Here is a 23588-nt window from a genome sequence, read left to right as displayed (position 1 = left end):
CTGATGGCCGTTGACCAGTGACTCAGCCTTATTTTACCTGCTCAACGATGCGCGCAAAGCTCTCCGGTCGATCTTTGGCGATCTCTGCAAGCACTTTCCGGTCGAGTCCGACTTCCTTCTTCTTTAGTGTGTCGATAAATCTGCTGTATGAAAGATTACCGAGCGCACGCACTGCGGCATTGATGCGCACAGTCCAGAGCCGACGGAAGTCTCCCTTCTTGTCTTTTCGGTGGGCAAATGCGTGGTTACCTGCATGTGCGATTGCCTCGTACGCTTGCTTTTTCTTTGTTGAGCGTCCAAGACGGTAGCCCTTGGTCATCCCAAGAGTCTCTCGACGTCGCTTTAGTGTAGTTGTTCCTCCTTTTACTCGTGCCATATGTTATGAATTAGGGATGATGAATAAAGAATTATGCGTGTGGTAGAAAACGGTTGCGTACCTTTGCGGCAAGTTTAACTACAACACCGTTGCGTTTCTTTCTGCGCTGTTCACCTGTCGCTTTTGCATTGAAATGGTTCTGACCCGGCTTACGCCCAATGGTCTTGCCGGTCTTCGTTACCTTCAATCTCTTTGAATACGATTTGTTTGTTTTCATGATATTTATTTCTCCAAAGTCTCCGCGGTATCTTTTTTAACAATTTTACCGCGTTCAATCACTACAGTGAGTCCTTTGGGACTCTTCTTGATCTCATCGGCAACCTTGTATTCTTCGGTGATAAGGTTGAGGAATCGCTCGAGGCGTTCCTTGAGGAAATTAAAGTCCATGTACTTATAGCGTCCCCACAAAAACAGATCAATCTTCACTCGGTGGCCCTCAGAGAGCCACTTTGAGATACGGCGTGCCTTGAGATTCATGTCGTTCTCACCGGTACCAACCTTCACCTGCGCAGATTTGGTCTCAGTGACGTGAGACTTTGCTTTCATCTCGCGCTGCTTTTTCTTTAGCTCGTACTGGAATTTACCATAGTCCGTTATTTTTGCAACTGGCGGCTTGGCGTTCGGCGAGATCTCAATAAGGTCGAGTCCTGCCTCCTCGGCCTTCAAAATAGCCTCTTTGAGCGACAAAACACCTAAATTAGCGCCATCGGCGCCAACCACTCTGAGCTCTTTTGCTCGAATTCCTTGGTTTATTCGTACCTGTTTACTCAAATTGACCTATGTTTAAAGGTACCGCAGTATAACACACATTAGCCTTGTGTTTCAAGGTCTTTTCGGTAATCGACCTCAAAGATCTTCCATAGGGAGAGGAAGAACCCGGCAATGACCGGACCAATAATAATACCGGTAATTCCAAAGACAGAAAGACCACCAATTGTGGAGAGGAGAATGATTGCATCAGGAATCTTCACGTCTCTGCCTACGAGGAGTGGGCGTAGTATATTATCGACAAGACTAATGATAACAACACCACCAACAAGGACAACCGCTCCTTGCCACATAAAGCCTGAGAGCAGTAGGATGACACCAGCTGGTAGCCAGACAATACTCGGACCGATCGCCGGGATGATTGAGAGGAGTGTCATCACCACACCCCAGAGAAGCGCGCCATCAATGCCGGCAATCCAGAAGAGCGCACCACCGATAGCACCTTGGATGAGTGCAATCGCGAGTGTCCCTTTGAAGATGGAGCGTGTGATTCGCGCAAAGTTAGTGAAGAGAGCCTCCTCTCGTTCATTGCCAAGCGGGAGTGTGTGCTCGATTGCGCGACCAATTCTCGGTCCATCACGGAGCATAAAGAAGAGCAGGTAGAGCATAAGCAAGAAGCTTACCATCACACCAAAGGTCGCTTGCCCAAGTTCAAATGCTTCGCGCGCGAACCACGCGCTTACCACCTGAACAAACGACGAGAGTTTCTCTTTGACACCTTCCTCATCAAGGTAAACGCCATCAATCTTGTTCAACTGCTCAAGCGCTTGATTCACAATACTTGATCGAGACGCTTCAAAACTACCGGTTGCAAAACGGTCATAGGTGCTGATTGATTCTTCGACTACGAGCCCGCCAATAATCCAAAGAGGAACAAAGATAACAAGGATCACTGAAGAGATGGTGAGCAGTGAGGCGACCGTACGGTTCCGTACAAAGACCGCCCACCGGTGCTGTAGCGGATAAAAGACAATCGCGAGTACAATCGCCCAGAAGACGGGCATAATAAAATCGTTAATCAGCCAGATAAATGCACCGGTACCTAGAGCGAGTAAACCGAAGAAGAGCGTGTTCTGTACTGTTGAGAATCGAGTGAGCGTGTTTCGTGTCATTATCTATATAGTAGCAAGGTCCCTGCTTTTTATAAAGAAGTGTACACAGAGAAGACGGATAATTATGAGACATCGGACACTTTCGTCATCACAGGACAACACCAGGCCACCTTGTTGGCTTGGTGTTCTTGTGTTTGTTATACTGGTCGAGTAAAAAAGATCTCAAATATGTTTGATATACGAAAGATTCAAAAGGGGCTTGATTCTGGAGAAGCAGTGTTGATTGATGTTCGCACGGGTGATGAGCGTCTCAGTGACGGATATGCAGACGGTTCATTGCATCTCGACCTTGCTCGCCTAAACGGCGGCGTACTGCCGGAGTGTTCAAAGGACACCGATATATACGTATATTGTCGTAGCGGCGGCAGGGCAGGTATGGCATGTCAGCTTCTTGAAGCAGCAGGGTTTAGTAGTGTGAGTAATATCGGCGGCCTTCACGATTGGGTAGAGGCCGGTGGCAAAGTGGAGCGTCAGTAGCTTATAAAAAAGGAACCGCCCGGCGCAGCCGGGCGGGTACTTATTGCAAGGAGATTATGCGGTGCCTTCAACTTCAATCATGGCATCACGGATCGCTTCTTGTGGGTTCTTGCCACCCCAGATGACGAATTGGAATGCTGGGTAGAATCGCTCACATTCGGCCAGTGTTTCATTGAGCATATCCTTGATTTGCTCAGGACTCACTCTTTTCTGTCCTCGCATCGGAACGACGATCCGAAAGAGTGGAAGTCGATCTTCAGCCGAGATCGTAAAAGACCCGAGTAATGTCTTGTCGTTTGATATACCGACAAGCTCATACGCTTCTTTCATTCGATTGGGTTCGATGCGCATATCGAGCACGCAAAAGAAGGCAAGGAACTCCATTTGACCAATCCATGTGAATTGGACAGCGTAGTCGCACCACCTTCCTGGTACTTGAGTCGAGAGTTCATCTCCCCGTCGTTCGTGAGACCATTCCATAACAGAGACAACATCCTCAATGACATCGAGTACTTGTCCTACGTTTGGGTGGACGGAGGTTTCTTGGGCTTCTATGGTCATCACCTCTCTCCTTTCTTCTATTCAACGTTTTCTGCTCTTCAGCATACGACTTTCAAATACTTTGTAAAGTATGAAAATAAAGACCCGCACAGGTTTACTGCGCGGGTTTATTCTCGATGGTCCGTTTACCTCTGTCAGATTTTTTGAGTGCAAGCTTTGCTTCTTCGATGATACGCCATGCGGCGCCGATCGCACGCTTACTCTTGGCGAGAAGTTTCTCTGCTCTCTGTAAAGGTGTTTTCATGGAAGATCTCCTTCAGTGTGCCTATCAAGAAAGATAGAGTATTCAGGCAGGTACGTAAAGGAAAAAGAAAAGCCCCACTTAAAGCATGGGGCTTTTTGTGGGGCTATGCGCCGGCGAAATTACTGGATGTATTGCGCGGCGAGGAAGACTGCGAACATGATGACGGCGAGACCAGCGAGCATATCTCGGTTGGAGACGCGTTGCGCCTGGAAGCTTCGCATGGCGGCTTTCGAATCGAATTTCATGACCCGTGTCCTTTGTGTCTGGAATTGATCTTTACTAATAACAGTATAGCATATCTATATATTTTGTCAAGTAACACCCGTGCGGCCCAGAAGAGACAGGGTGAGTACCACCTTGCGCACCCCAGATTGTCTCGACGTCGTCTGATGGCTCTACCAATTCCGTCATAAACTCCTCGCTCTAGGTGCTCGACCTAGTACCTCGAGTTTTGATGTAGGGATCCATTACGAAGACTGTTCTCTGGTGAAGCAAAAACACCCCGTTTTAGCAAGGTATTTTTAATAGTATGGAGTTCATCGGGACCACTGGAAAACTTTAATTACCAATTTGGTACGAAGTGGTACAGAGTGGTATATATCGGTGTAATTAAAAATGAAGAAGCCCCGAGAGGAGTGGGACTCCTTCGGGACTTGTTAGGTGACCTTCTTCTTCGGGATGAAGAAGTAGCTGCTGGTCATGATTAGTATGCCAGGTATGAGCGTATAGAACGGTTCACCTGCGGCCATAAGGCAAAGAGTGAACCCGAGCCCTGGAAGCCACTTGGACCACCAGAACTTGTCGCCATCTTTTTTGACCCCGTAGGGGTAGATGGCAAAGAGTTCTTTGGTGAGTTGATAGGCAACGTAACCGAGGCATGCGTACCCCAGCAAAAGTAGCAGAACAGACATTTTCTTACTCCCTATTTTTACTGATCAAAATGTACTTATATACACGGAGTGTGTCAAGAGTACCAAAAAACCACCTGTACATATTGGTACAAAGCGGTCTGTTTTGGTCCATATTGGTATAAATGTGGAGATGGCGGAAATCGAATCCGCGTCCAAGAAAGGTCTCATAAATGATTCTACAGAGGGCTAGTTTGTCTTTTTGACCCAGATACAAGATCAGGATCTGTTTGAACGTGGTGTGTTTGAAACAAACAAAATCACATCACGTCGAGTCTCTTAGTTTCAGATGTGCGTCGAGGCAATCGCGCACCCTAGACCGATTGGGGTTACACCAGTGTCGTCATATCGGACGTCAAACGTACTGATGGTCGCTTAGGCTTGTGCGTAAGCGAACTGGAAGTTTTTCATCTGGAAAGGTGAAAGCATTCCAAGTGCAGATTTCTTTGCACGTATTGTGTTCCAGCTTTTTAAGCAGTTCTGGTCTGCTCCCTTGCACATAGATAAGATATCTTCATTGTCGAAGCCGATCATCCCCCGCCTTTGATCTCGCCGGAGCCAGATCAAAGGCGGGGAAGGACCGAAACAATCTATTATTGTTGTTTCAAGGTTCTCTCGATTGCTCGCTTGCTCTCTCGCTTCTTTATCACTTCGCGCTTGTCGTATTTCTTCTTTCCGCGCGCGATTGCAACCTTGAGCTTGAGCTTTCGTGCTTTACTATACACCGAAATGGGCACTATTGTCAACCCTTTCTGCGCCTCAACGTCTGCCAATTCACTGATTTCTTTTTTTGAGAGGAGCAAACGGCGAGAGCGCTCAGGATCATAATCTACCGGTGTGTTTGCCGGCTGAAAGGGCGGAATGGTCGCCCCCACTAAGAATACCTCTCCGCCGCGCACAAGGACGTGCGCACCCTCAAGTGAGCCTTGTTTTTTGCGGAGCGATTTGACTTCAAACCCAAGAAGCTCGATCCCTGCTTCGAAAGTTTCGAGGATTTCGAAGTTGAACGTTGCTTTTTTGTTCCTAATCAGATCTGCCATACTTCTTCCTGTTCATCTTACCTCATTTTAATGTATAATGGCACGACTATGGACCTCTTTGGAAAAAATCACAGCGGTAAGAAAAAAGCCGCAAAAAACACCGGACAAAATCCGAAGAAGGGTGAGAAGAAGCCTTCGTCCGAGATGCCAAAACTCCCTGAACGTCAGCAGTTCTGGGCGAACCTGCTCAGCACACTCCTCCTCCTCCTTATTTTGGTGAGCACATACTCATTCATTGTTGGTCGCGAAGAGGGGACCAAAAACATCCCTATCTCTGAGCTTGCGCGAGATATACAGGCAGGAGAAGTCTCTTCGATTGTGGTAAGTGGCGAGAGAGTGGTAGCCACGTATGTTGCCGAGGAGGGTGAGGAGCCTACTGAGAAAGAGTCGAAGAAAGAAGCTAATACCGCACTCACCGAGACGCTTGCCAACTATGGCGTCACTCACGATGAGTTGGGAGAGGTGAGTGTTGAAGTGAAAGACCCGAGTGGGTTTAAATTCTGGTTCTTTTCACTTGCGCCTTTCCTCATCCCAATATTCCTCATCGCATTCTTCATATGGTACCTCTCACGGCAGGTGAAAGGCGCCGGCATGCAAGCATTCTCATTCGGGCAATCAAAGGCGCGCATCATTGACCCGAATGACCAGAGCCAGAAAGTAACGTTTAAAGATGTTGCCGGTGCAAAGGAAGCGAAAGAAGAACTTGTTGAGATTGTTGATTTTCTTAAGAACCCAAAGAAGTTTATCGCGATTGGCGCGCAAATCCCGAAGGGGATTATCCTCATGGGTGCACCGGGAACCGGGAAGACCTTGCTCGCGCGCGCGGTCGCAGGTGAAGCTGGCGTGCCGTTCTTTTCGATCTCCGGTTCAGAGTTCGTCGAGATGTTCGTCGGCGTTGGAGCATCTCGTGTACGCGATCTCTTCAAGCTCGCGAAGCAGTCCGCCCCGGCGATCATCTTTGTCGACGAGATTGATGCAGTGGGGCGTGTGCGTGGCACAGGAGTCGGGGGTGGTAATGACGAGCGCGAGCAGACGCTCAACCAGATCCTTGTGGAGATGGATGGATTTGAGCCGAATGAAAAGGTGATCGTGATGGCGGCGACCAACCGCCCGGACGTCCTTGACCCTGCACTCCTTCGCCCGGGGCGATTTGACCGCCGGGTGACTGTTGACCTGCCGGACCGCTCTGACCGTGAAGCAATCCTCAAGATCCACGCGCGCAAGAAGCCACTCTACTCAGACGTTGACCTTACCGTGATCGCCGAGCGTACGCCTGGTTTCTCGGGGGCCGACCTCTACTCACTCATGAACGAAGGTGCGATTTTGGCGGCACGTGAGAATCGCAAGAAGGTGACTCAGTACGACCTCATTCGCGCAATCGAGAAGGTGATGCTCGGCCCAGAGCGCAAGAGTCATGTTTTGAATACAAAAGAAAAGGAGATCACCGCGTACCATGAAGCGGGGCACGCACTTGTCTCAAGCGTGTTGCCGTACGCTGACCCGGTACACAAGATCTCGATCATCTCGCGTGGTCGCGCTGCAGGCTACACACTCAAGCTCCCGTTTGATGAGCGGAGGATGCAGTCAAAGAAAGAGTTTCTCGATGATATAGCGACGACGCTTGGTGGGTACATCGCTGAGCAGATGGTTTTTGATGATGTGACGACTGGTCCATCGAATGACCTCCAGGTGCTCACTGCGCTCGCGCGCAACATGGTGACCAAATACGGTATGTCAGATAAGATCGGGCCGGTCGCGCTTGAGGGAGAGGGTGGTCGCGCGCTCATGGGCTCCGGTATCGACGGAAAAGAGTACTCCGAGAAGGTCTCAGCGGAGATCGATGCCGAGGTGCACAAAATAATTGACGATGCGTATAAGAAGGCAGAGGACATCCTCACCAAACACCGCGGTGCACTCGACGCGATCGCGCAGGAGCTCGTTAAGGTAGAGACGCTTGAACGCGATGAATTTGAAAAACTCCTCATCGCAAACGGCATCACCCCGAAGAAAAAAGAGGATATCGAACACAGCGAATAGGCAAACAAAAGAAAGGGCCAGCGGATGCTGGCCCTTTTACGTTGTCGCCGGCTAGGCAGCACTGAGCGTGCGGCGGAGATTGTCGAAGATGTTTTGCGGAGCTTCGCAAAAGATGAAATGGAAGCCTTCAACGACGTCCCGCCAAGCTTTCTTGGTCTCGCGGATCTCGTTGCGCCATGTTTCCCCAAAGGGAACCCCATATTTCCCGAGACGCCCGAATGCACGGATAGCGATGACTGGCGTCCAGCAAAGGTTGATGATGAAAGCGAGAAGCGGAAGGATGTAGATCACCAAAAAGATGACGAATCCGACGAGAGCCCCAAGAAGAGACCCAATGATCGAGTAGCTGGTCATAACCAACTTTGCGATTCGGTAAAGCATGTCATTTTCCTCGGTTCATTGGAACAAAACTGATGCCACTGTAGCACAGACGATGAGAGCTTCAAAGAAGTCCAACTTTACGGTATAGTTCTTGCATTCCGTCCTTAGCTCAGTTGGTTAGAGCACCAAGCTTATATCTTGGCGGTCCCAGGTTCAAATCCTGGAGGACGGACAAATGTTTGCAGTTCACTCGAATGTAGAGAATATATGAAATATATCTCCGCGGTCCCAGGTTCAAATCCTGGTACGCTCACAAATCTGAGATTATTACTTTATTTTGACCGAGTGAACCAATCCCACGAATGTTATATCCTGGCGGTCCTAGGTTTACCACAAGAGCACTTCTTGTTTACTCATTTGTAAGCTCATACTCCCGTCACTATAGCGCGCATGTCGTGTTATAAGAGGTATTGCTATATATAGAAATATGTGGTATTTTCACGACTAGATACACGCCAAAGAGAAAGGAAGACGCATGAACAGACACTTGATCTTCAAGACCTCCAAGGTGCTTATTGCGTGGATTGTCTTCGCAATCGGAGACATTAAAAACAAAAATATCGATGAGCTCCTTAAGGCTGACGTAGTGGGCATTCTCATGCTCTATGGAATGATTACCTCACTCCTCCTGGTCCTCTCGTTTGTGACATCGGTGCCATCACTTTGCGCGATCATGGTTGGTTTTTATCTCATGTCTGGCACGCTCTATGTTTTTATCAAAACGCCCTTGGTGTAATCCAAGGGCGTTTTCTTATTGTTATGCATATCGAGCCCGAGAGTATGCGAGTGGCTTTTTAGAGTCCTGTGTGATAGCCTGTCCGCAGAAACAGTCTGAAGGAGCCAGGTTATGTATATTCAAATTGGACCTCGGATTTCTCCCGTTGCGCCGATTCGGCATCTGGGACTTTCCGTGAAGTACGCCTCCATCCTGCTTTTACAGTGGGTGACATGGTTTATCCCCGCCATTGCGAATGTGTTTGATGAGGAAACAGGGGAGTATTACCAAGATGGCGCGGCGATGATTTTAATAGCATGGTTCGGATCGATGCTGGTTATGCCATGCGGACTCTATTTGGCGAACGGTCTCAGTTTGTCGTGGACTATGCTCGTCGGCGGCGTTATGCATCTCACCTTTGGTATCCTCTATTTTCTCCATGAGCGCTCGTGGAGAATGTAGGCACCAGAAGCGCCCGCAGCCAAAGCTGCGGGCGTATTTTTATTCAAAATGTGACGCTTCCACTTTTTCTTCGACGTGTCGTCTGAGGTCAGGGTGTTTTACGAGCGTTGGGTCGAGGTTAATAAGTTTCTCTGCTTCACTGCGCGCCGCCTCGACCATCTTTACATTCTTAATGGCTTCCATGCCAATGTCGGAGAGCCCCCACTGCTTCTTGCCATAGAGCTCTCCTGCGCCGCGCAGTGTAAGGTCAAACTCTGCCAGGTCGAAGCCGTTCTTTGCGGTTGCGAGTGCCCTAAGTCGCTCAACACTCTTTTTTGATTTGCTTTCCGAGAAAACAAAACAATGCGCCTGGTGGTTGCTGCGGATAACGCGGCCGCGCAGCTGGTGGAGCTGCGCGAGCCCGAAGCGCTCCGCACCTTCAATCACGATTACGGTCGCGTTCGGCACATTGACCCCAACCTCAACGACCGACGTCGCAACGAGGATATCAATATCACCCGCAGCAAACGCATTCATCACCTCTTCTTTCTTGGCGGGGGTGAGCTTGCTGTGGAGGATGCCGATCTCGTACTCAGGAAACACGTCTTTCTTTAATCGTGCTGCTTCCGCGGTCACCGACTTTGCGTTAAGCGCGAGCGCTTTCTTCGGATCCGGCTCGTCGATGCGCGGGCAGATGACGTACGCCTGGCGACCAGCTTCAAGCTCGGTGCGGATCTTCTCATAGGTTTTTGTGCGTCCGTCGGGGACCACAATCTCAGTCCTGATTGGTTTCCTGCCGTGTGGCATCTCGTCGAGGACGGTGAGGTCAAGGTCGCCATAGATAGTGAGCGCGAGCGTGCGCGGAATCGGGGTTGCGGTCATCGAGAGCAGGTGCGGCGCGCGGTCATCCTTGCGCGCAAGCGTCTGCCGCTGGATGGTACCGAAGCGGTGTTGCTCGTCGATAATGACGTACGCGAGGTTCTTGAACTCTACCGTCTTTTGGATGAGCGAATGTGTCCCAATAACGATCGGGATCTCACCATTCTTCACCCACTTAAGGAGTTGCGCGCGTGAGATCTCAGTCGCCTTACTTGGGTCGACCTTGGACGGGAACTTCTTACACCCGCTTGAAGTGATAAGCGCGATCGAGACCGGCATGTGGTTGAAGTACTCGATGAACGACTCGAAGTGCTGTTTGGCGAGGATCTCGGTCGGCACCATGTATGCTGTTTGGAGCGCGCCGAAGTCCTGCCCCTCGGGGCGCGAGGTGGTCACCGCGTAGACGGTGGTCGCGGCGACAGCAGTCTTTCCGGAGCCAACGTCTCCTTCAAGGAGGCGCGACATCGGGTGTTCTTTTTTGAAGTCCTCAGCGATTGAGTCAATCGCACTCTTTTGCGAGTCGGTCGGCTCAAACGGGAAACGCTCCACGAATTCCTTGATACGCGCTTCGTCGACGGTGACCCGGAGCGAGTGTTTCTCATTGTTCTCGTGTCGTTCTTGTTGCTTGAAGAGCTGGATGAAAAAGACCTCGTTAAACGCGAAGCGCTTACGCGCCGCCAAGCTATCTTTCTCAGATCTCGGCGTGTGTATCCATACGAGCGCAGTCGTGAGTGAAGGAAGATTGTAGCGCTTGAGGATCTCTTCCGGCACCGGGTCAGTAATCTGTTCGAGAATACCTCCTTCAAGTATCTTGCGCATGTTGTGGTAGAACCACTTGGAGGTTATTCCTTTGCTCTCGGGGTAGATTGCGTAGAAGTCTGATGCACCGTCTCCATTTGCAAAGAGTCCATGCGTCTCAACGGGAATCGCATCAATCCGCTCGATCTCCGGGTTGGCGATGTAGAGACTGTCTGTATCACCAGTGACTTTCCCAGTGAGCTTTACGTGTGTTGCGCCCTCATACATTTTCGCGATGTACGGCTGGTGGAACCATGTAATCTTGATTGAGCCGGATTCGTCACGAAACTGCGCTTCGGAGATGGGTGTGCGCAAGCGAAACGACTTCTTGGTTTTGAGCCCTGAGAGGGTGCCATAGAGGATCGCCGCGTCGTCTTTCTTGAGGTCTGAAACGCGCATGATCTCAGATACATTCTCGTAGCGAGAAGGGAGGTGGTAGAGGAGCGACTCAATAGTAGTGAGCCCAAGACACTTAAGCGCCTTCTTCTGTGTCTCAACCAGGCGAAAGTGTTTCTCAATCGAGTCAGTGAGTTGCATTATACCGTTGTATCAGGCGTAAGTTTTTCCGGTTCAGCGTTCTGAGGAAGAGTAATGTGAACCTCAGTACCTTCGCCTTCTTTGGAGTTAATCCAGATTCTTCCGCCGTGTTTCTCCACTATTTGTTTACTGATGTAGAGACCGAGTCCGGTTCCATCAGGCCGCACCTTAACAGCATTTTTGGCTCGGAAGAAGCGAGAGAATAGTTGTGGCACCTGTCTCTCTGGGATGCCTATACCGGTATCTACTATATCTATATATACTACCCCATCCCTTGTTCGAGAGATAATCTCAATCTTGTCGCCGGGCTCGGTATATTTCATAGCGTTGTCGACAAGGTTCTCAATTGCCGTCTTCAATTTCTCAGCATCGAGCATAATGTTTGGTAAGGGTTTCTCTTCATGAGTGTAGTTGAGCGTTATATTTTTATCTTTTGCTTGTTGCTCGAAACTCTTGTGTATACTGGAGAGAATCTCGTCAAGAGACTCTTCTTTAAACTCGTACTGAAACTTTCCTGACTCCATGCGCGATGTGTTGAGCAGGTTGTTAACAAGTTTGGTTATACGTTCGCTGCTCTGGTACCCCTTATCAAGCAGCTCTTTTTGCTCCTCATTTATCTCACCCGCCTCACCCGAGAGCACCATGTTGATTGCCCACTTAGCTGCGGAAAGAGGGGTGCGTAGCTCGTGTGCAGTTGTTGCAACAAACTCGGATTTCATGTGATCGATCTCCTGAAGGCGAAGGTTCGCTTCTTTGAGTTTCTCAGATAATTCCTGAAGCTCAAGTTTTCGTTTGGATTCTTTGAGTACACTTTTGATAATGATGGTCCCGACAATTATGACAAAAACGAGAATGCCGATATCGAAGACGATCCCCTCTGTGTTTTTCCGGAGAATAAGATTGGCGAAGATGCTTCCGCTGATGAGGAATACAAGAAGCTCGACCGTGAGGAGTTGGATGTTAAACAAATAGCTTTTGACGAGAGCGTATACAGATAGACCAACGTATACCGAAACAAGGACATTGCCGTAAGGCGGAATGGGGATACCGTACCACATGAGGTAGTTTGTTGTGCCCGCAACAAACCCACTTGTGATCCCTACCAGTATGATACTTGCTTGCTCACGGCGTAGCCCGGTTGAATCCATGAATTCACGGAAGAGAAGGAGGGTGCTGCCTGCAAGATATGCAAACCACAGGACAAGAAATGGAAGGAAGAGTATTCCCGGCGTTGGCCAGAACTTAAATGAGAGCGCCGGGGCGACTCCTTCTACAAAATATTGGGTAAAGTTTGCAACAAAGAATACAGAAAATACCGCAATGCCTACATATACAAACCTCTTCCACTTTTCGTACTGATCAAGAAAACGCAACGTGAAGATAAAGTAAAGCAACGGGATCCATATTGCGGCCGCCATGAGTGCGCGTGAGAAGAAGAGTGCCGAAGATGCGTCTGTACTGACCTGCCAGAGAAAATAAAAGCCGCTCCAAATAGCGACGCTCAGACAGAATAATGCAAATGATCGGTATACTTTAGAGTCGCGGTTCTTTCTAAGGATAAATACTCCTGATCCAAGAGATACAATGAAGTTTATGAGTGCTGAGATACTAAAGAAGGTCATGAGAACGCGCGTGGTGCACTATGCCCAGCTATTTTTTTGCAAGTACACCATGAATTTTATGAATGATCTTGTCCGTTGTGAAGTTCGCCTTAACAAGATAATCCTCAGCGCCAAGCTTCATGCTTTTCTGGACATCTTCTGGTTGGTCAAGGTTGGAGAGCATAATAACTGGGACTCCCTGGGTCTTTGGATTTCCCTTTATTTTTTGAAGAACTTCAAAACCGTCCATCTCAGGCAAGAGTATATCTAGGAGGACAATATCAACTGCCTCTTTCTCAAGGGTTGATAATCCTTCGGCTCCTGTCGGAGTTAGTAGCGATCTGAAACCATTATTCATCAGTTTCTTTTGAAGGATGCTACCAATGAAATTGTCATCCTCTATAATGAGGACCGTACTTGTTTCTTGTGGTTTTTCTTGGTTGTTGTCCATGTCTTATCGTTGCATTTTAACACACAACTTCACTAAAGGGCTATAGAATCGGTATGAATAAGGTAGCTCCTACGGCTAGCCGTTAGATGCGGAGACGGTAGGATTCGGTCACGAGTTACTAAATATTTTACCACGCTACGCTTGTAAAATACTAAGTACTCTCGACCCCGACTCGGCGACAATTTTGTTTCATAAAATCGTAGACCGCCTCCGTCTTTCGAATCCCGCCATCGCATCTATTGTCGACACATGAAAACAACCCCTCAATCGGGGTTGTCTTCATATGTTGCGGAGACGGTGGGATTCGAACCCACGGACCCTTTTACAGGTCACCTCGTTAGCAGTGAGGCGCTTTCGACCACTCAGCCACATCTCCAAGTTTCGCTATAGTACCACATTTTCGTGGCCTCAGTAAGCTCCACTCAACGCTTCATGAGAAGCCTCTATCCTAATGTGCGAGCGCCAAGCAACTGACTTTTTTCACCCCAGCGTCCTTGAGTGCTCGCTTCGCTTCGCGAAGTGTACTCCCTGTTGTGAGGACGTCATCAACGAGAACGATGTGTGCCCTGGCAATATTTTTGCTCGCATGCACGCGGAAAGAACCTTTAATGTTCTCTCTGCGCGCTCTTTGCGAGCGAAGTGACGTTTGTGGCTTGGTGTAGCGCACGCGCTTGAGGATATCAGTCTGCACCGCAATGCCATCGAGCCCTTGTAGCTCGCGTACGACGAGCTCGGCTTGGTTGTACCCGCGGGAAGCGCGCCGAAAGAAGGAGAGCGGAAGCGGGACAACAATAATCGGCGTGTCACTATCATATATATAGGAGTCCGCGAATTCCTCGAGGAGGAATTCGCGAAGTAGCTCACCGAAGAGCTTTGCCACGTATCGGTCATTTTTATATTTAAGACGCCAGACCATCTGTTTAATCAGCGGATCATGGTACGAGAAGAGTGCAGTTACGCCATGCGCTTCGATTGGGTTAAACCTCTCGGCGAGCGATGCTGGTGTGAGTGAGCGGATCTCTCGCTCAATCGCTGTCGGCGGAAATATAAGGTTGAACAATCTCTCGAAAAAGGAGTGCATCATGTATCTAGCATAACAGAGAATATTCCAGTTTTTTAAACCCTCCTCTTATTGTCATCCACTTTCAACTTTCAAGGTTTAACTTTATACTAAGTGTTATGGAAAACCCCCTACAGACAATCGTTCAGACGGCAACCTCTCTCTTTCAATCGTTGGTGCCCGGCAAGGACACGAAAAGCATCCTCGGTGTTGATGTTGGATCGTCTTCGATCAAAGTGGTACAGCTTAAGCGTAGACGAGGTACCGCAGTTTTAGAGACCTATGGTGAGCTCGCCCTCGGTCCTTATGCCGATATGGAGGTGGGTCGTGCGACAAACCTGTCGCCCGAGAAACTCGCTGAAGCACTCAAGGATATTATTGCGGAGGCGAACGTTACCGCAACTTCCTGCGGCGTTTCGATACCGTTTAGTGCGAGCCTTATTACCGTGATCACACTTCCGAAGGTGGATAAAGGACAACTCGCGAATATGATACCGATTGAAGCTCGTAAATATATCCCTGTCCCGATTTCTGAGGTAACGCTCGACTGGTTCGTTATCCCCGAAGAAGAGGAGCAGTATCTCTCGAGAGAAGAGGCAGAGCAGAGCGCGTCAGCTCAAGAGAAGGTCCAGGTACTCCTTGTTGCGATACATAAGGAGACACTCAATAAATATCAGCAGGTATTAAAGGATGTTGGGCTCGATGTCTCTTTTTACGAGATAGAGATCTTTAGTACCATTCGCGCGGTTCTCGGACAGGGGGTTGAGCCAGTCATGGTCATCGATATTGGTGCAGCATCCACCAAAGTGTACATCGTTGAGTTCGGTATCGTGAAGGTATCGCACCTCATTAACAAGGGGTCGCAAGATATTACCCTCGCGCTCTCGCGCTCGGACAGCACAAGTGTTATTAATGCAGAGAAAACAAAGCGTGAGGTTGGGCTATTGAATGACACTAACAATCCGCAGACGCGCAAAACTATTTTATTAACACTTGAATATATATTTTCACAAGCGAATAGGGTACTATTAAATTACCAGCGAAAGTATAATCGCAGTATTGGCAAAGTAATATTCACTGGAGGTGGTGCGGTACTGAAAGGATTGCAAGAAGAAGCAAAAAATCACTTTAGTACCGATGTCATCATCGCAGATCCGTTCGCAAAGACACAAACACCCGCATTCCTTGAAAACGTTTTGAAGCAGGTTGGGCCGGAGTTCGCTGTCGCGGTTGGTGCCGCACTTCGCAAACTCGAAGAGCTTAAATAATAGACCAATAAGGTACATTTATTACAGAGTATGGAGCCGAAATTCCGGACATCATTCATCCCCAAGAAGACTCTCGCCGCCGCAACGGTAGAGAAACGACGTGCCGGTTCGCTCGGCATCCTCTCTCTTCTTGCGCTAACCCTTGCGCTTGGTGCGGTAGTGCTCTCTGTTGGCACATTTCTCTACGCGCAGTTGCTTGATGCCAGTATTACCCGTAAGTCAGAGACTCTTACGCGTGCCCAGGCTGCGTTTGAGCCGGCACTTATCCGTGAGCTTGTTCGGCTTGATTCACGGATCAAGGAAGCAGAAGGCATTCTTGATGAACACTTGAGCCCCTCTGCATTTTTCGAAGAGCTCGAAGGGCTTACGCTCAAGAGTGTGCGTTTCAGTGAGTTCAGTCTAACGCGTATTGGCGAAGGGCGTATCAGTATCAGCATGAAGGGAGTGGCTGATGATTTCAGCGGGGTTGCACTTCAGGCTGACATCTTCGGGAAGAGCAGAATGATCCGTGAGCCGATATTCTCAAACCTAAACATCAATCAAGAAGGAAGAGCTGTCTTTAATGTAACGGCGATTCTTGACCCATCTGAGCTCGAGTACACCGAGCAGGTGGCCGCCGGATCACTAAACATAGAACAATAGTATGTTGCGCACAATCACACCAATCATACTCGTCGCTACCGCACTCGGACTTTTCTTTGGGTATGTGCGACCATCATACGAAGGTATCCAAAAGCTTCGGGTTGAAGAAGCGCAGTATGATGAGGCGTTGACTCAGTCGCGCGAGTTGCAAGACCTTCGTGACTCACTTCTTTCTCGGTATAACACCTTTTCTCAAAACGACCTCAACCGCCTTGAGAAGCTACTTCCTGACAATGTTGATAATGTGCGACTTATCCTTGATATCGATAGCATCGCGTCGAAATACAACATGCGCACACGTAATGTAACCGTCTCGGGCGCGGGCTCCGAGGCAACAAATATTATTGCAGCTGGCGCCGGTGCGACTGATTCTGTTGTGCTCAGTTTCTCAGTTGCGGCACGGTATGATGATTTTATCCGCTTCCTGAAAGACCTCGAATCCAGTCTGCGCATTGTCGATGTTGTCGGCTTGTCGTTCAAATCTGATGAGGGAGACGCATATACCTTTGGTGTAAGTTTACGAACATATTGGCTCAAATAATCATGATGGAACTTCTGCAAAAATATAAAACGCTCATCATTGTCTTAGTGCTTATTGTTATTGGTTTTGTCTTGTATTCACTATTTTTCACTAGTGGCAATGATGGTTCGGTGCTCGTATCTCAAAAACCTTCCGGTGCAGCCCGCGAGGGCAATGAGCTTCCTATACTTCTTGTGAACCTTAAGTCAATCAGACTCGATAAGGCACTCTTTGATGATGCTGCGTTTCAGAGTCTGACCGACTTTGGTCAAGAGTTGATTCCGCAGCCAACCGGAAGACCGAATCCGTTCGCACCGGTTGGTACAGGAGAGTAGCAAAAAGCACCAAAGATTCATGGATTCCGTCAGAGACCACACTCACACGGAATAAATAATAGACACAATGGATATGGTCGAGAGAATTACAAACAATAACCCAACACAGGTCACCAGGGTCGCGACCTGTCTCCAAACAGGATGGATCTACTAGGCGCGCTTGCAGAGCGCAACACAATATCATCCGGCGATGTTGCGGCGATTAATGCTGAAGCAGCGAAGACGGGCGAATCTATAGAGAGTGTGTTGGTGAAACGGGGGGTCGTCCCTGAGGACATCCTCAGTGTCAAAGGAGAGATATTAAACGTGCCAACCCGTGTCATTGGTGAAGAAAAAGTATCGTTTGAGGTACTCAAGTATATCCCTGAGGAATCAGCGATTCATTACAACTTTGTACCACTCGGTGTCGTTGACGGGGTGCTTGAGGTTGGAATCGTTGATCCGGACAATATTGAAGCGCTCGATGCCCTCAATTTTATATCTTCAAAAGTCAATCTGCCGTATAAAGTCTTTCTGATATCCGAGGCGGATCTGCAGAGGGTCCTTGGGATGTACCAAGGGCTTACTGGTGAGGTGGGTAAGGCGCTCTCTGAACTTGAAACTGAACTTGAAGCTGAGCCAACCGAGTCTTTGAGTATTGATGAGCAGGATATTTCCGGGGACATCGATGCGCCTGATGGTGTTGCGCATCTTGTGGAAGATGCGCCTGTTACCAAAATCGTCGCGACCATTGTTGGATATGCTGTTGATGGGAGTGCGTCAGATATTCACATTGAGCCGACCGAAGAAAAGATAAAAGTACGTTTTCGTACTGATGGCATGCTCAGCACCAGCCTTGTTCTTCCGCGAAAGGTACATCGAGCTGTTGTTGCGCGTATCAAGATCCTCTCCTCGATGAGTCTTGACGAGAGACGCAAGCCGCAAGACGGGCGCTTCTCTGCTACAGTCAATAAGCGCAAAGTAGACTTTCGTGTCTCAACATTTCCAACGTACTACGGTGAGAAGGTCGTGATGCGTATTCTTGATAAAGAAAAGGGCTTCTTGAAACTTGAAGATATTGGGTTCGGCGAACACAACTTCTCTATAGTAAAAGAAGCGATTAAGCGACCATACGGACTCATTCTTATTTCCGGCCCGACTGGATCAGGTAAATCAACTACTCTCTACTCGATACTCAATGAGCTTGACCGTGAATCAAAAAACGTACTCTCGCTCGAAGACCCGGTCGAGTACAACATGGAAGGAGTCTCGCAGTCGCAGGTGCGACCGGAGATCGGGTACACATTCGCGACAGGTCTGCGTACTACACTTCGTCAAGACCCGGACGTTATCATGGTCGGTGAGATTCGTGACAAAGAGACCGCACAACTCGCGGTGCAAGCCGCGCTCACCGGACACTTAGTGCTCTCAACGATTCACACGAACGACGCAGTCGGCGTAATCCCGCGCCTCATCGATATGGGTGTCGACCCGTACCTGATTGCGCCAACTTTAGTTATTGCAGTTGCACAGCGACTTACTCAAAGAATTTGCGAAGGTGCTGCTGACCCTGTTTTGGTTGATGGCAGCTTGAAACTAATGATCGAGAACCAGTTTAGTGATCTGCCAAAGTCTGAGCGGGCAAAGCTTCCCAAGATTGAGATGTTACACGAAGCAAAACCAACGAACACTTGTCCACAAGGAGTTCACGGACGTACCGCGGTGTTTGAGGTCCTTGAGATGAATAAAGATATCGAGCAAGTGATCCTCACCAACCCGGTCGAGACAGAGATATACAAGATTGCGCGCTCAAACGGTATGCTCACCATGAAGGAAGATGCTATTATTAAGTCAGCGCAAAAGATTGTCCCCTTCAAAGACGTGAATACACTTGGTGGCACTTTGCTTGAAGATGAAGAAGCGCCAGAGTCTCCGGTCGCGCCGGCGATGTCAGAACCGGCAGAGTCGCCACAGACGTAGCGCGCAAATATAATGATAACGAACATATAGAATGGAGTACGCATCAGAAATCAAGAATCTCATAGACACGCTCATGCAAGAGGGAGGTTCGGACCTGCACCTCTCGGCGGAGAACCACCCGACGATTCGTGTCTCAGGTGTGTTGACGCCGCTTACCACACGACCGGTACTCACTGCAGACGACACCCTCGGGTTGATCTCAGTGCTCATCAACGAGGAGGAGCGTGAGCGGTTCCTCAGAGACCAGGAGATCGATTTTTCATATGACTTTGAAGGCAAGGCGCGCCTTCGCTGTAACGGTTATTTTCAACGCGGTGCGGTGAGTATCGCGCTGCGCCTCATTCCAAAGGAGATCCGCACCCTCGAAGAGCTTAGTTTGCCGCCAGTCTTGATGGACTTCGCTCAGCGCGAGCAAGGTTTCTTCCTTGTGGTTGGTCCGGTGGGGCAAGGGAAGTCGACGACTCTCGCTTCACTCATTGAGCTTATCAATACACAACGGGCTGAGCATATTATTACGATCGAAGACCCGGTCGAGTACGTGTTTGAGCAAAAGAAAGCAATGATCGACCAGCGAGAGGTGCGGATCGATACCAAAGACTTCCAGACCGCGCTGCGCTCAAGCTTCAGACAAGACGTTGACGTTATCATGATCGGTGAGATGCGTGGCCCGGAGACCATGGCAGCAGCGGTTACCGCAGCCGAGACCGGACACTTGGTATTCTCAACACTTCACACAAACAACGCCGCGCAGACCATCGACCGCATCATAGATTCCTTTCCTCCCGGACAGCAGGAGCAGATTCGCATTCAGCTTTCCGTCTCGCTTGCGGGCATCTTCTCACAGCGGTTGGTACCCCGTATCTCTGGCGGGCTTATTCCTGCGTATGAACTCTTAATCAACAACAAAGCCGTTGCGAACCTTATCCGCGAGAGGCGGACCCATGAGATTAATACAGTTATCGAGACTGGTGCTGAAGAGGGCATGATCGACCTGAATCGTTCTCTTGCAGAACTGGTCAGACGCGGTGAAGTTAGTGTCGAGAACGCGTATACACGATCGCTCAGCCCGCAGATTTTAGAGAAATACCTATAATCCTATGCTTTTTACTTATCAAGTCATTGACCAAAGTGGAAAAACGTCGTCGGGGAGTATTGACGCGATTAATGTTGATGTTGCAATCAACTCTCTCCAGCGTCGTGGGCTGACTATCACTTCGATTAAGCCCGCAGGCGAGACGGGGGGAATCCTTGATAAAGAAATCACGATTTTTAACCCGATCTCAAACAAGGACGTCGTGATCCTCTCACGACAGATCGCAACTCTTTTTGAAGCGCAAGTCTCAGCGCTTCGGGTGTTTCGATTGCTTTCAGCAGAGACTCCAAATAAAAAACTTGGCGAGAAACTCGCTACCGTAGCTGACGACCTTCAGAGTGGTTCAACAATCTCAAATGCGTTTTCAAAACATCAAAAGATCTTTTCCCCATTCTATGTTGGCATGGTGCGTGCCGGTGAGGAGACTGGAAAGTTAGACAAGACATTTACCTTTCTTGCCGATTATCTCGACCGATCATATGAGGTTGGCAGGAAAGCACGCAACGCACTCATCTATCCGGCATTTGTGATCACGACGTTTGTTGCAGTGATGATCCTCATGCTTACGTTGGTCATTCCGCGTCTGACCGCCATTTTGCTTGAGTCAGGGCAGGACATCCCCTTTTACACAAAGGTGGTTATCGGCATGAGCACCTTCCTAGTCGACTACGGCGCGTTTCTGATCATCCTACTTTTAGTTGGTGCATTCTTCGTATGGCGATTCTTAGGAACGCGCCGCGGTAAATTGTCGCTCGCAGAGCTCCAACTTTCAGTACCGTATGTCGGAGACCTCTATCGAACACTCTTCCTCTCGCGAATTGCTGATAACTTCAGCACCATGCTCACCAGTGGTATTCAGATGGTGCGCGCAGTTGAGATTACCGCATCAGTGGTCAATAACCCGCTTTACGAAGACCTACTTTCCGACATCAATGAAAAAGTGAAAGGAGGTGTGCAACTCTCAGAAGCACTTCAAGAACACGAAGAATTCCCCGGCATCTTTGTGCAGATGGTCAAGGTGGGCGAGGAGACCGGCGAGCTTGGATCTATCCTTGAGACGCTAGCTAAATTCTACCGACGTGAGGTTGATTCGGCAGTGGATACGCTAGTCAATCTCATAGAGCCAATAATGATAGTGCTTCTTGGCCTGGGGGTTGGTTTCCTTCTCGCCTCAGTGTTGATTCCAATCTATAACATCTCTGCTGGTATTTAAGAATCGTTGTTAATCACCGGTTAGCGAACTCATTTAGCGCACCAAGTTGCGTTTTGCCGGCTTTCTAATGATTGATTCTTCGATAGTCGTGCCTAGTTATCCACAAAGCGCTCAATGTATCCTCGGGCACAAAGGCGTATACTATAGTAAAAGCAGCAGGTATTTTGCTTGAAATATTCGGAGTGATACTTTTGCTCCATACTTAAACATCTTATAGATAATATGACCCATAAAAACAAACAAGGATTCACGCTCATTGAGCTCTTGGTCGTGATTGCTATTATTGGAATTCTCTCATCAGTTGTCCTCGCATCACTTAATAGTGCGCGAGAAAAGGCGCGCGATGCGCGTCGCATCTCAGATGTCAAACAGCTACAACTCGCACTTGAGCTCTACTTCGACTCAAACGCAAACTATCCAACCTCAACCGCTTCTTTGGTATCAACTTACATCGCGGCAATACCAACCGATCCACAGAGTGGATCAGCGTACTCATACGCGGCACTTGGTTCAGGTTCAACGTGTTCAAGCTACCACCTTGGTGCGACTCTCGAGAACACCTCTCATACCGCGCTTAACGCAGACATTGACGCATCAGCAGGCACTGAGTGTACCAATGGCGGCACTGACTTTGCCGGCACTGATCCGATCTACGACGTAAAACCATAGGTTGTCTTTAGATCTATAGGACTCGGATTCTAGAAAAACAGCTTGCGCAGGCAAGCTGTTTTTCATTGGTGGGTGGTATAATCAATACCAATGGAAATACTGCTCAGCGTATTTGTCTTCATCTTCGGTGCAATCATTGGGAGTTTCCTCAATGTGGTCATATTGAGGCACAACACCGGCACAGATCTGGGTGGGCGATCGCAATGTGCTTCATGCGGGAAGACACTTTCTTCACTTGAGCTCTTGCCGGTGCTTTCTTTTGCGATTCAGCGAGGGAGATGTCGTGCATGTGGGAGTCTGATCTCATGGCAATACCCACTCGTTGAGATAACTACCGCAACACTTTTCTTTCTGATCTTCTCCAAAGGCGGCCCAATACTGGAGGTTTTCAGCATGTTTCTCGTAAGTTCGTTGCTTGTCGTCATACTTGTCTATGATCTGCGACACAAAATCATTCCCGATAGGTTCGTATTCTCTTTTATCATTCTCGCATTCCTCTCTCTTTTTATTGATTTTGCAAATTATTCATTGGTCTTACCAACACCTTCTGACGCAAGTGCGGGTTTGCTTCTCGCTTTCCCTTTGTGGTTGCTCTGGCATATCTCTTCCGGGAAGTGGATTGGTCTCGGTGACGCAAAACTCTTTTTGGGTATCGGGTGGTTGCTGGGTCTTGAAGCAGGGATCACCGTATTCGTATTTTCTTTTTGGATCGGTGCGGCAGTAAGTCTCTTCTTGCTTGCACTTTTAAAGTTTTTGCGGAAAAGAAAATTGTATTTCCGCATGAAACCGCTTACAATAAAAAATGAAATACCGTTCGCACCCTTCATCATCGTAAGCTTCTTTATTGTTTATTTTTCGCATATCTCAATTGGTAATCTCCTTGGTCTCTTATGAACACCGGCGTACAACGAATCAGACCAAAGCACCCACAAGGTGGTTTCTCCATGATCGAGCTTGTGGTCTCGGTTGGGATTCTGGTTGTGATTACGCTTGTGGTGCTGGTGAACTATGCTGCGTTTGGTGGCAGTGTCCTCATTGGGAGCTTGGCATATGATGTGGGGCTCTCGATTAGGCAGGCGCAGGTATTTGGTCTTTCGGTTCGGGAGTTTGGGTTTGGTTCTGGGCAGTTTGATGTTGGCTACGGGGTGCACTTCGACATGGATAGCCCGCAAGATTACTTTATCTATGCCGACCTCGATAAGAATTATATCTACAACGCTGACGATGGAGCTCAAGAAGTCTTCAATATCGGTCGCGGTTTTTCTATCAAACGCGTGTGTGTGACAACAGTATCCTCTACCGAGCTATGCTCAGACACTGACAATATCAACGTGCTGGACATCACGTTTGTGCGACCTGACCCAGATGCGTATATTCGGGTAGATGGCGACGCAGGCACAGTCTACCAGAGTGCGCGAGTTGTTGTGGGGTCGCCGCAAGGGGCTGAACGAGAGGTGACGGTAGAATCTACGGGTCAGATATCCGTTGTGCCCGGATCTTAAT

General features: G+C 48.8%; 28 protein-coding genes, 2 tRNA genes and 1 other RNA gene. 15 read left to right on the top strand and 16 right to left on the bottom strand.

Annotation, left to right across the window (positions count from 1 at the left end; genetic code table 11):
- Nucleotides 1–28 precede the first annotated feature (28 nt).
- From rplT to OQJ98_00565, 4 genes are read right to left on the bottom strand one after another with little or no spacing between them, the layout of a single operon-like run.
- The gene (gene rplT / locus OQJ98_00580) at nt 29–376 is read right to left on the bottom strand and encodes a 50S ribosomal protein L20 (protein ID MCW9054464.1); all 348 of its coding nucleotides are present in this window, start codon (nt 374–376) and stop codon (nt 29–31) included.
- A 31-nt stretch (nt 377–407) separates the two neighbouring features.
- The gene (locus OQJ98_00575) at nt 408–593 is read right to left on the bottom strand and encodes a 50S ribosomal protein L35 (GenBank protein MCW9054463.1); all 186 of its coding nucleotides are present in this window, start codon (nt 591–593) and stop codon (nt 408–410) included.
- Between the two features lie 5 nt (nt 594–598).
- The gene (infC, locus tag OQJ98_00570; GenBank protein MCW9054462.1) at nt 599–1147 is read right to left on the bottom strand and encodes a translation initiation factor IF-3; all 549 of its coding nucleotides are present in this window, start codon (nt 1145–1147) and stop codon (nt 599–601) included.
- 38 nt (nt 1148–1185) lie between these two features.
- Nucleotides 1186–2256, bottom strand: a complete 1071-nt coding sequence (locus OQJ98_00565) for an AI-2E family transporter (protein ID MCW9054461.1) — start codon at nt 2254–2256, stop codon at nt 1186–1188.
- 168 nt (nt 2257–2424) lie between these two features.
- Here OQJ98_00565 and OQJ98_00560 point away from each other — a divergent pair, with 168 nt between their 5' ends.
- A complete protein-coding gene (locus OQJ98_00560) occupies nt 2425–2733 on the top strand; it encodes a rhodanese-like domain-containing protein (protein ID MCW9054460.1) in 309 nt (102 codons plus the stop codon).
- Between the two features lie 54 nt (nt 2734–2787).
- Here OQJ98_00560 and OQJ98_00555 read toward each other — a convergent pair whose 3' ends face one another.
- From OQJ98_00555 to smpB, 6 genes are all read right to left on the bottom strand, one after another.
- Nucleotides 2788–3294, bottom strand: a complete 507-nt coding sequence (locus OQJ98_00555; protein ID MCW9054459.1) for a YbjN domain-containing protein — start codon at nt 3292–3294, stop codon at nt 2788–2790.
- A gap of 94 nt (nt 3295–3388) precedes the next feature.
- Entirely contained in the window at nt 3389–3538 is a 150-nt protein-coding gene (locus OQJ98_00550) for a hypothetical protein (protein ID MCW9054458.1), read from the bottom strand.
- A 119-nt stretch (nt 3539–3657) separates the two neighbouring features.
- Complete coding sequence (locus tag OQJ98_00545) at nt 3658–3783, bottom strand: hypothetical protein (GenBank protein ID MCW9054457.1); 126 nt, start codon at nt 3781–3783, stop codon at nt 3658–3660.
- 411 nt (nt 3784–4194) lie between these two features.
- Complete coding sequence (locus OQJ98_00540) at nt 4195–4449, bottom strand: hypothetical protein (protein MCW9054456.1); 255 nt, start codon at nt 4447–4449, stop codon at nt 4195–4197.
- 122 nt (nt 4450–4571) lie between these two features.
- Nucleotides 4572–4984: a transfer-messenger RNA gene (gene ssrA / locus OQJ98_00535) on the bottom strand.
- Between the two features lie 55 nt (nt 4985–5039).
- Nucleotides 5040–5486, bottom strand: a complete 447-nt coding sequence (gene smpB / locus OQJ98_00530; protein ID MCW9054455.1) for an SsrA-binding protein SmpB — start codon at nt 5484–5486, stop codon at nt 5040–5042.
- Nucleotides 5487–5534: 48 nt separating this feature from the next.
- On the opposite strand from smpB, the gene ftsH reads away from it, so the two are divergent.
- A complete protein-coding gene (gene ftsH, locus OQJ98_00525; GenBank protein MCW9054454.1) occupies nt 5535–7523 on the top strand; it encodes an ATP-dependent zinc metalloprotease FtsH in 1989 nt (662 codons plus the stop codon).
- A gap of 51 nt (nt 7524–7574) precedes the next feature.
- On the opposite strand, the gene OQJ98_00520 is transcribed toward ftsH, so the two are convergent.
- Nucleotides 7575–7904: a hypothetical protein gene (locus OQJ98_00520; GenBank protein MCW9054453.1), complete on the bottom strand. Its 330-nt coding sequence runs from the start codon at nt 7902–7904 to the stop codon at nt 7575–7577.
- Between the two features lie 98 nt (nt 7905–8002).
- Here OQJ98_00520 and OQJ98_00515 point away from each other — a divergent pair.
- From OQJ98_00515 to OQJ98_00505, 3 genes are all read left to right on the top strand, one after another.
- A tRNA-Ile gene (locus OQJ98_00515) sits at nt 8003–8076 on the top strand.
- A 303-nt stretch (nt 8077–8379) separates the two neighbouring features.
- A complete protein-coding gene (locus OQJ98_00510) occupies nt 8380–8640 on the top strand; it encodes a hypothetical protein (GenBank protein ID MCW9054452.1) in 261 nt (86 codons plus the stop codon).
- Between the two features lie 111 nt (nt 8641–8751).
- Nucleotides 8752–9081 (top strand): hypothetical protein, encoded by a 330-nt coding sequence (locus OQJ98_00505; GenBank protein ID MCW9054451.1) that lies wholly within the window; start codon nt 8752–8754, stop codon nt 9079–9081.
- Nucleotides 9082–9120: 39 nt separating this feature from the next.
- Here OQJ98_00505 and recG read toward each other — a convergent pair whose 3' ends face one another.
- The 5 genes from recG to OQJ98_00480 all read right to left on the bottom strand — a co-directional run bounded on the left by recG (nt 9121) and on the right by OQJ98_00480 (nt 14410).
- Nucleotides 9121–11274 carry an ATP-dependent DNA helicase RecG gene (gene recG / locus OQJ98_00500; protein MCW9054450.1) on the bottom strand — a complete coding sequence of 718 codons (2154 nt, stop codon included), beginning with the start codon at nt 11272–11274 and terminating at the stop codon, nt 9121–9123.
- Entirely contained in the window at nt 11274–12896 is a 1623-nt protein-coding gene (locus OQJ98_00495; GenBank protein MCW9054449.1) for an ATP-binding protein, read from the bottom strand. Before OQJ98_00495 ends, recG begins: the two co-directional genes overlap by 1 nt.
- Before the next feature lie 28 nt (nt 12897–12924).
- A complete protein-coding gene (locus OQJ98_00490) occupies nt 12925–13326 on the bottom strand; it encodes a response regulator (GenBank protein ID MCW9054448.1) in 402 nt (133 codons plus the stop codon).
- A 289-nt stretch (nt 13327–13615) separates the two neighbouring features.
- Nucleotides 13616–13702, bottom strand: a tRNA-Ser gene (locus OQJ98_00485).
- A gap of 72 nt (nt 13703–13774) precedes the next feature.
- Nucleotides 13775–14410, bottom strand: a complete 636-nt coding sequence (locus OQJ98_00480; protein MCW9054447.1) for a ComF family protein — start codon at nt 14408–14410, stop codon at nt 13775–13777.
- 95 nt (nt 14411–14505) lie between these two features.
- Between OQJ98_00480 and pilM the strand changes: the two genes are divergently transcribed.
- The 10 genes from pilM (at nt 14506) to OQJ98_00430 (ending at nt 23587) form a co-directional block, all read left to right on the top strand.
- On the top strand, nt 14506–15654 hold the full coding sequence (pilM, locus tag OQJ98_00475; GenBank protein MCW9054446.1) for a type IV pilus assembly protein PilM: 1149 nt from the start codon (nt 14506–14508) through the stop codon (nt 15652–15654).
- A 30-nt stretch (nt 15655–15684) separates the two neighbouring features.
- Entirely contained in the window at nt 15685–16296 is a 612-nt protein-coding gene (locus tag OQJ98_00470) for a hypothetical protein (protein MCW9054445.1), read from the top strand.
- Between the two features lies 1 nt (nt 16297).
- Nucleotides 16298–16837: a hypothetical protein gene (locus OQJ98_00465; GenBank protein MCW9054444.1), complete on the top strand. Its 540-nt coding sequence runs from the start codon at nt 16298–16300 to the stop codon at nt 16835–16837.
- Between the two features lie 2 nt (nt 16838–16839).
- Entirely contained in the window at nt 16840–17151 is a 312-nt protein-coding gene (locus tag OQJ98_00460; protein ID MCW9054443.1) for a hypothetical protein, read from the top strand.
- Between the two features lie 141 nt (nt 17152–17292).
- Nucleotides 17293–19110, top strand: a complete 1818-nt coding sequence (locus OQJ98_00455) for a GspE/PulE family protein (protein ID MCW9054442.1) — start codon at nt 17293–17295, stop codon at nt 19108–19110.
- 31 nt (nt 19111–19141) lie between these two features.
- On the top strand, nt 19142–20203 hold the full coding sequence (locus OQJ98_00450; protein ID MCW9054441.1) for a PilT/PilU family type 4a pilus ATPase: 1062 nt from the start codon (nt 19142–19144) through the stop codon (nt 20201–20203).
- Between the two features lie 4 nt (nt 20204–20207).
- A complete protein-coding gene (locus tag OQJ98_00445) occupies nt 20208–21416 on the top strand; it encodes a type II secretion system F family protein (protein MCW9054440.1) in 1209 nt (402 codons plus the stop codon).
- Between the two features lie 222 nt (nt 21417–21638).
- On the top strand, nt 21639–22085 hold the full coding sequence (locus tag OQJ98_00440; GenBank protein ID MCW9054439.1) for a prepilin-type N-terminal cleavage/methylation domain-containing protein: 447 nt from the start codon (nt 21639–21641) through the stop codon (nt 22083–22085).
- A 90-nt stretch (nt 22086–22175) separates the two neighbouring features.
- On the top strand, nt 22176–22979 hold the full coding sequence (locus tag OQJ98_00435; protein MCW9054438.1) for a prepilin peptidase: 804 nt from the start codon (nt 22176–22178) through the stop codon (nt 22977–22979).
- Complete coding sequence (locus tag OQJ98_00430; GenBank protein ID MCW9054437.1) at nt 22976–23587, top strand: prepilin-type N-terminal cleavage/methylation domain-containing protein; 612 nt, start codon at nt 22976–22978, stop codon at nt 23585–23587. The genes OQJ98_00435 and OQJ98_00430 overlap by 4 nt, the downstream gene beginning before the upstream one ends.
- Nucleotide 23588: the final 1 nt, after the last annotated feature.

The organism is Candidatus Paceibacterota bacterium (assembly GCA_026195275.1).
Lineage (GTDB): Bacteria > Patescibacteriota > Minisyncoccia > Phycocordibacterales > JABMNX01 > JABMNX01.
This window is presented reverse-complemented; position numbering and strand designations above follow the sequence as displayed.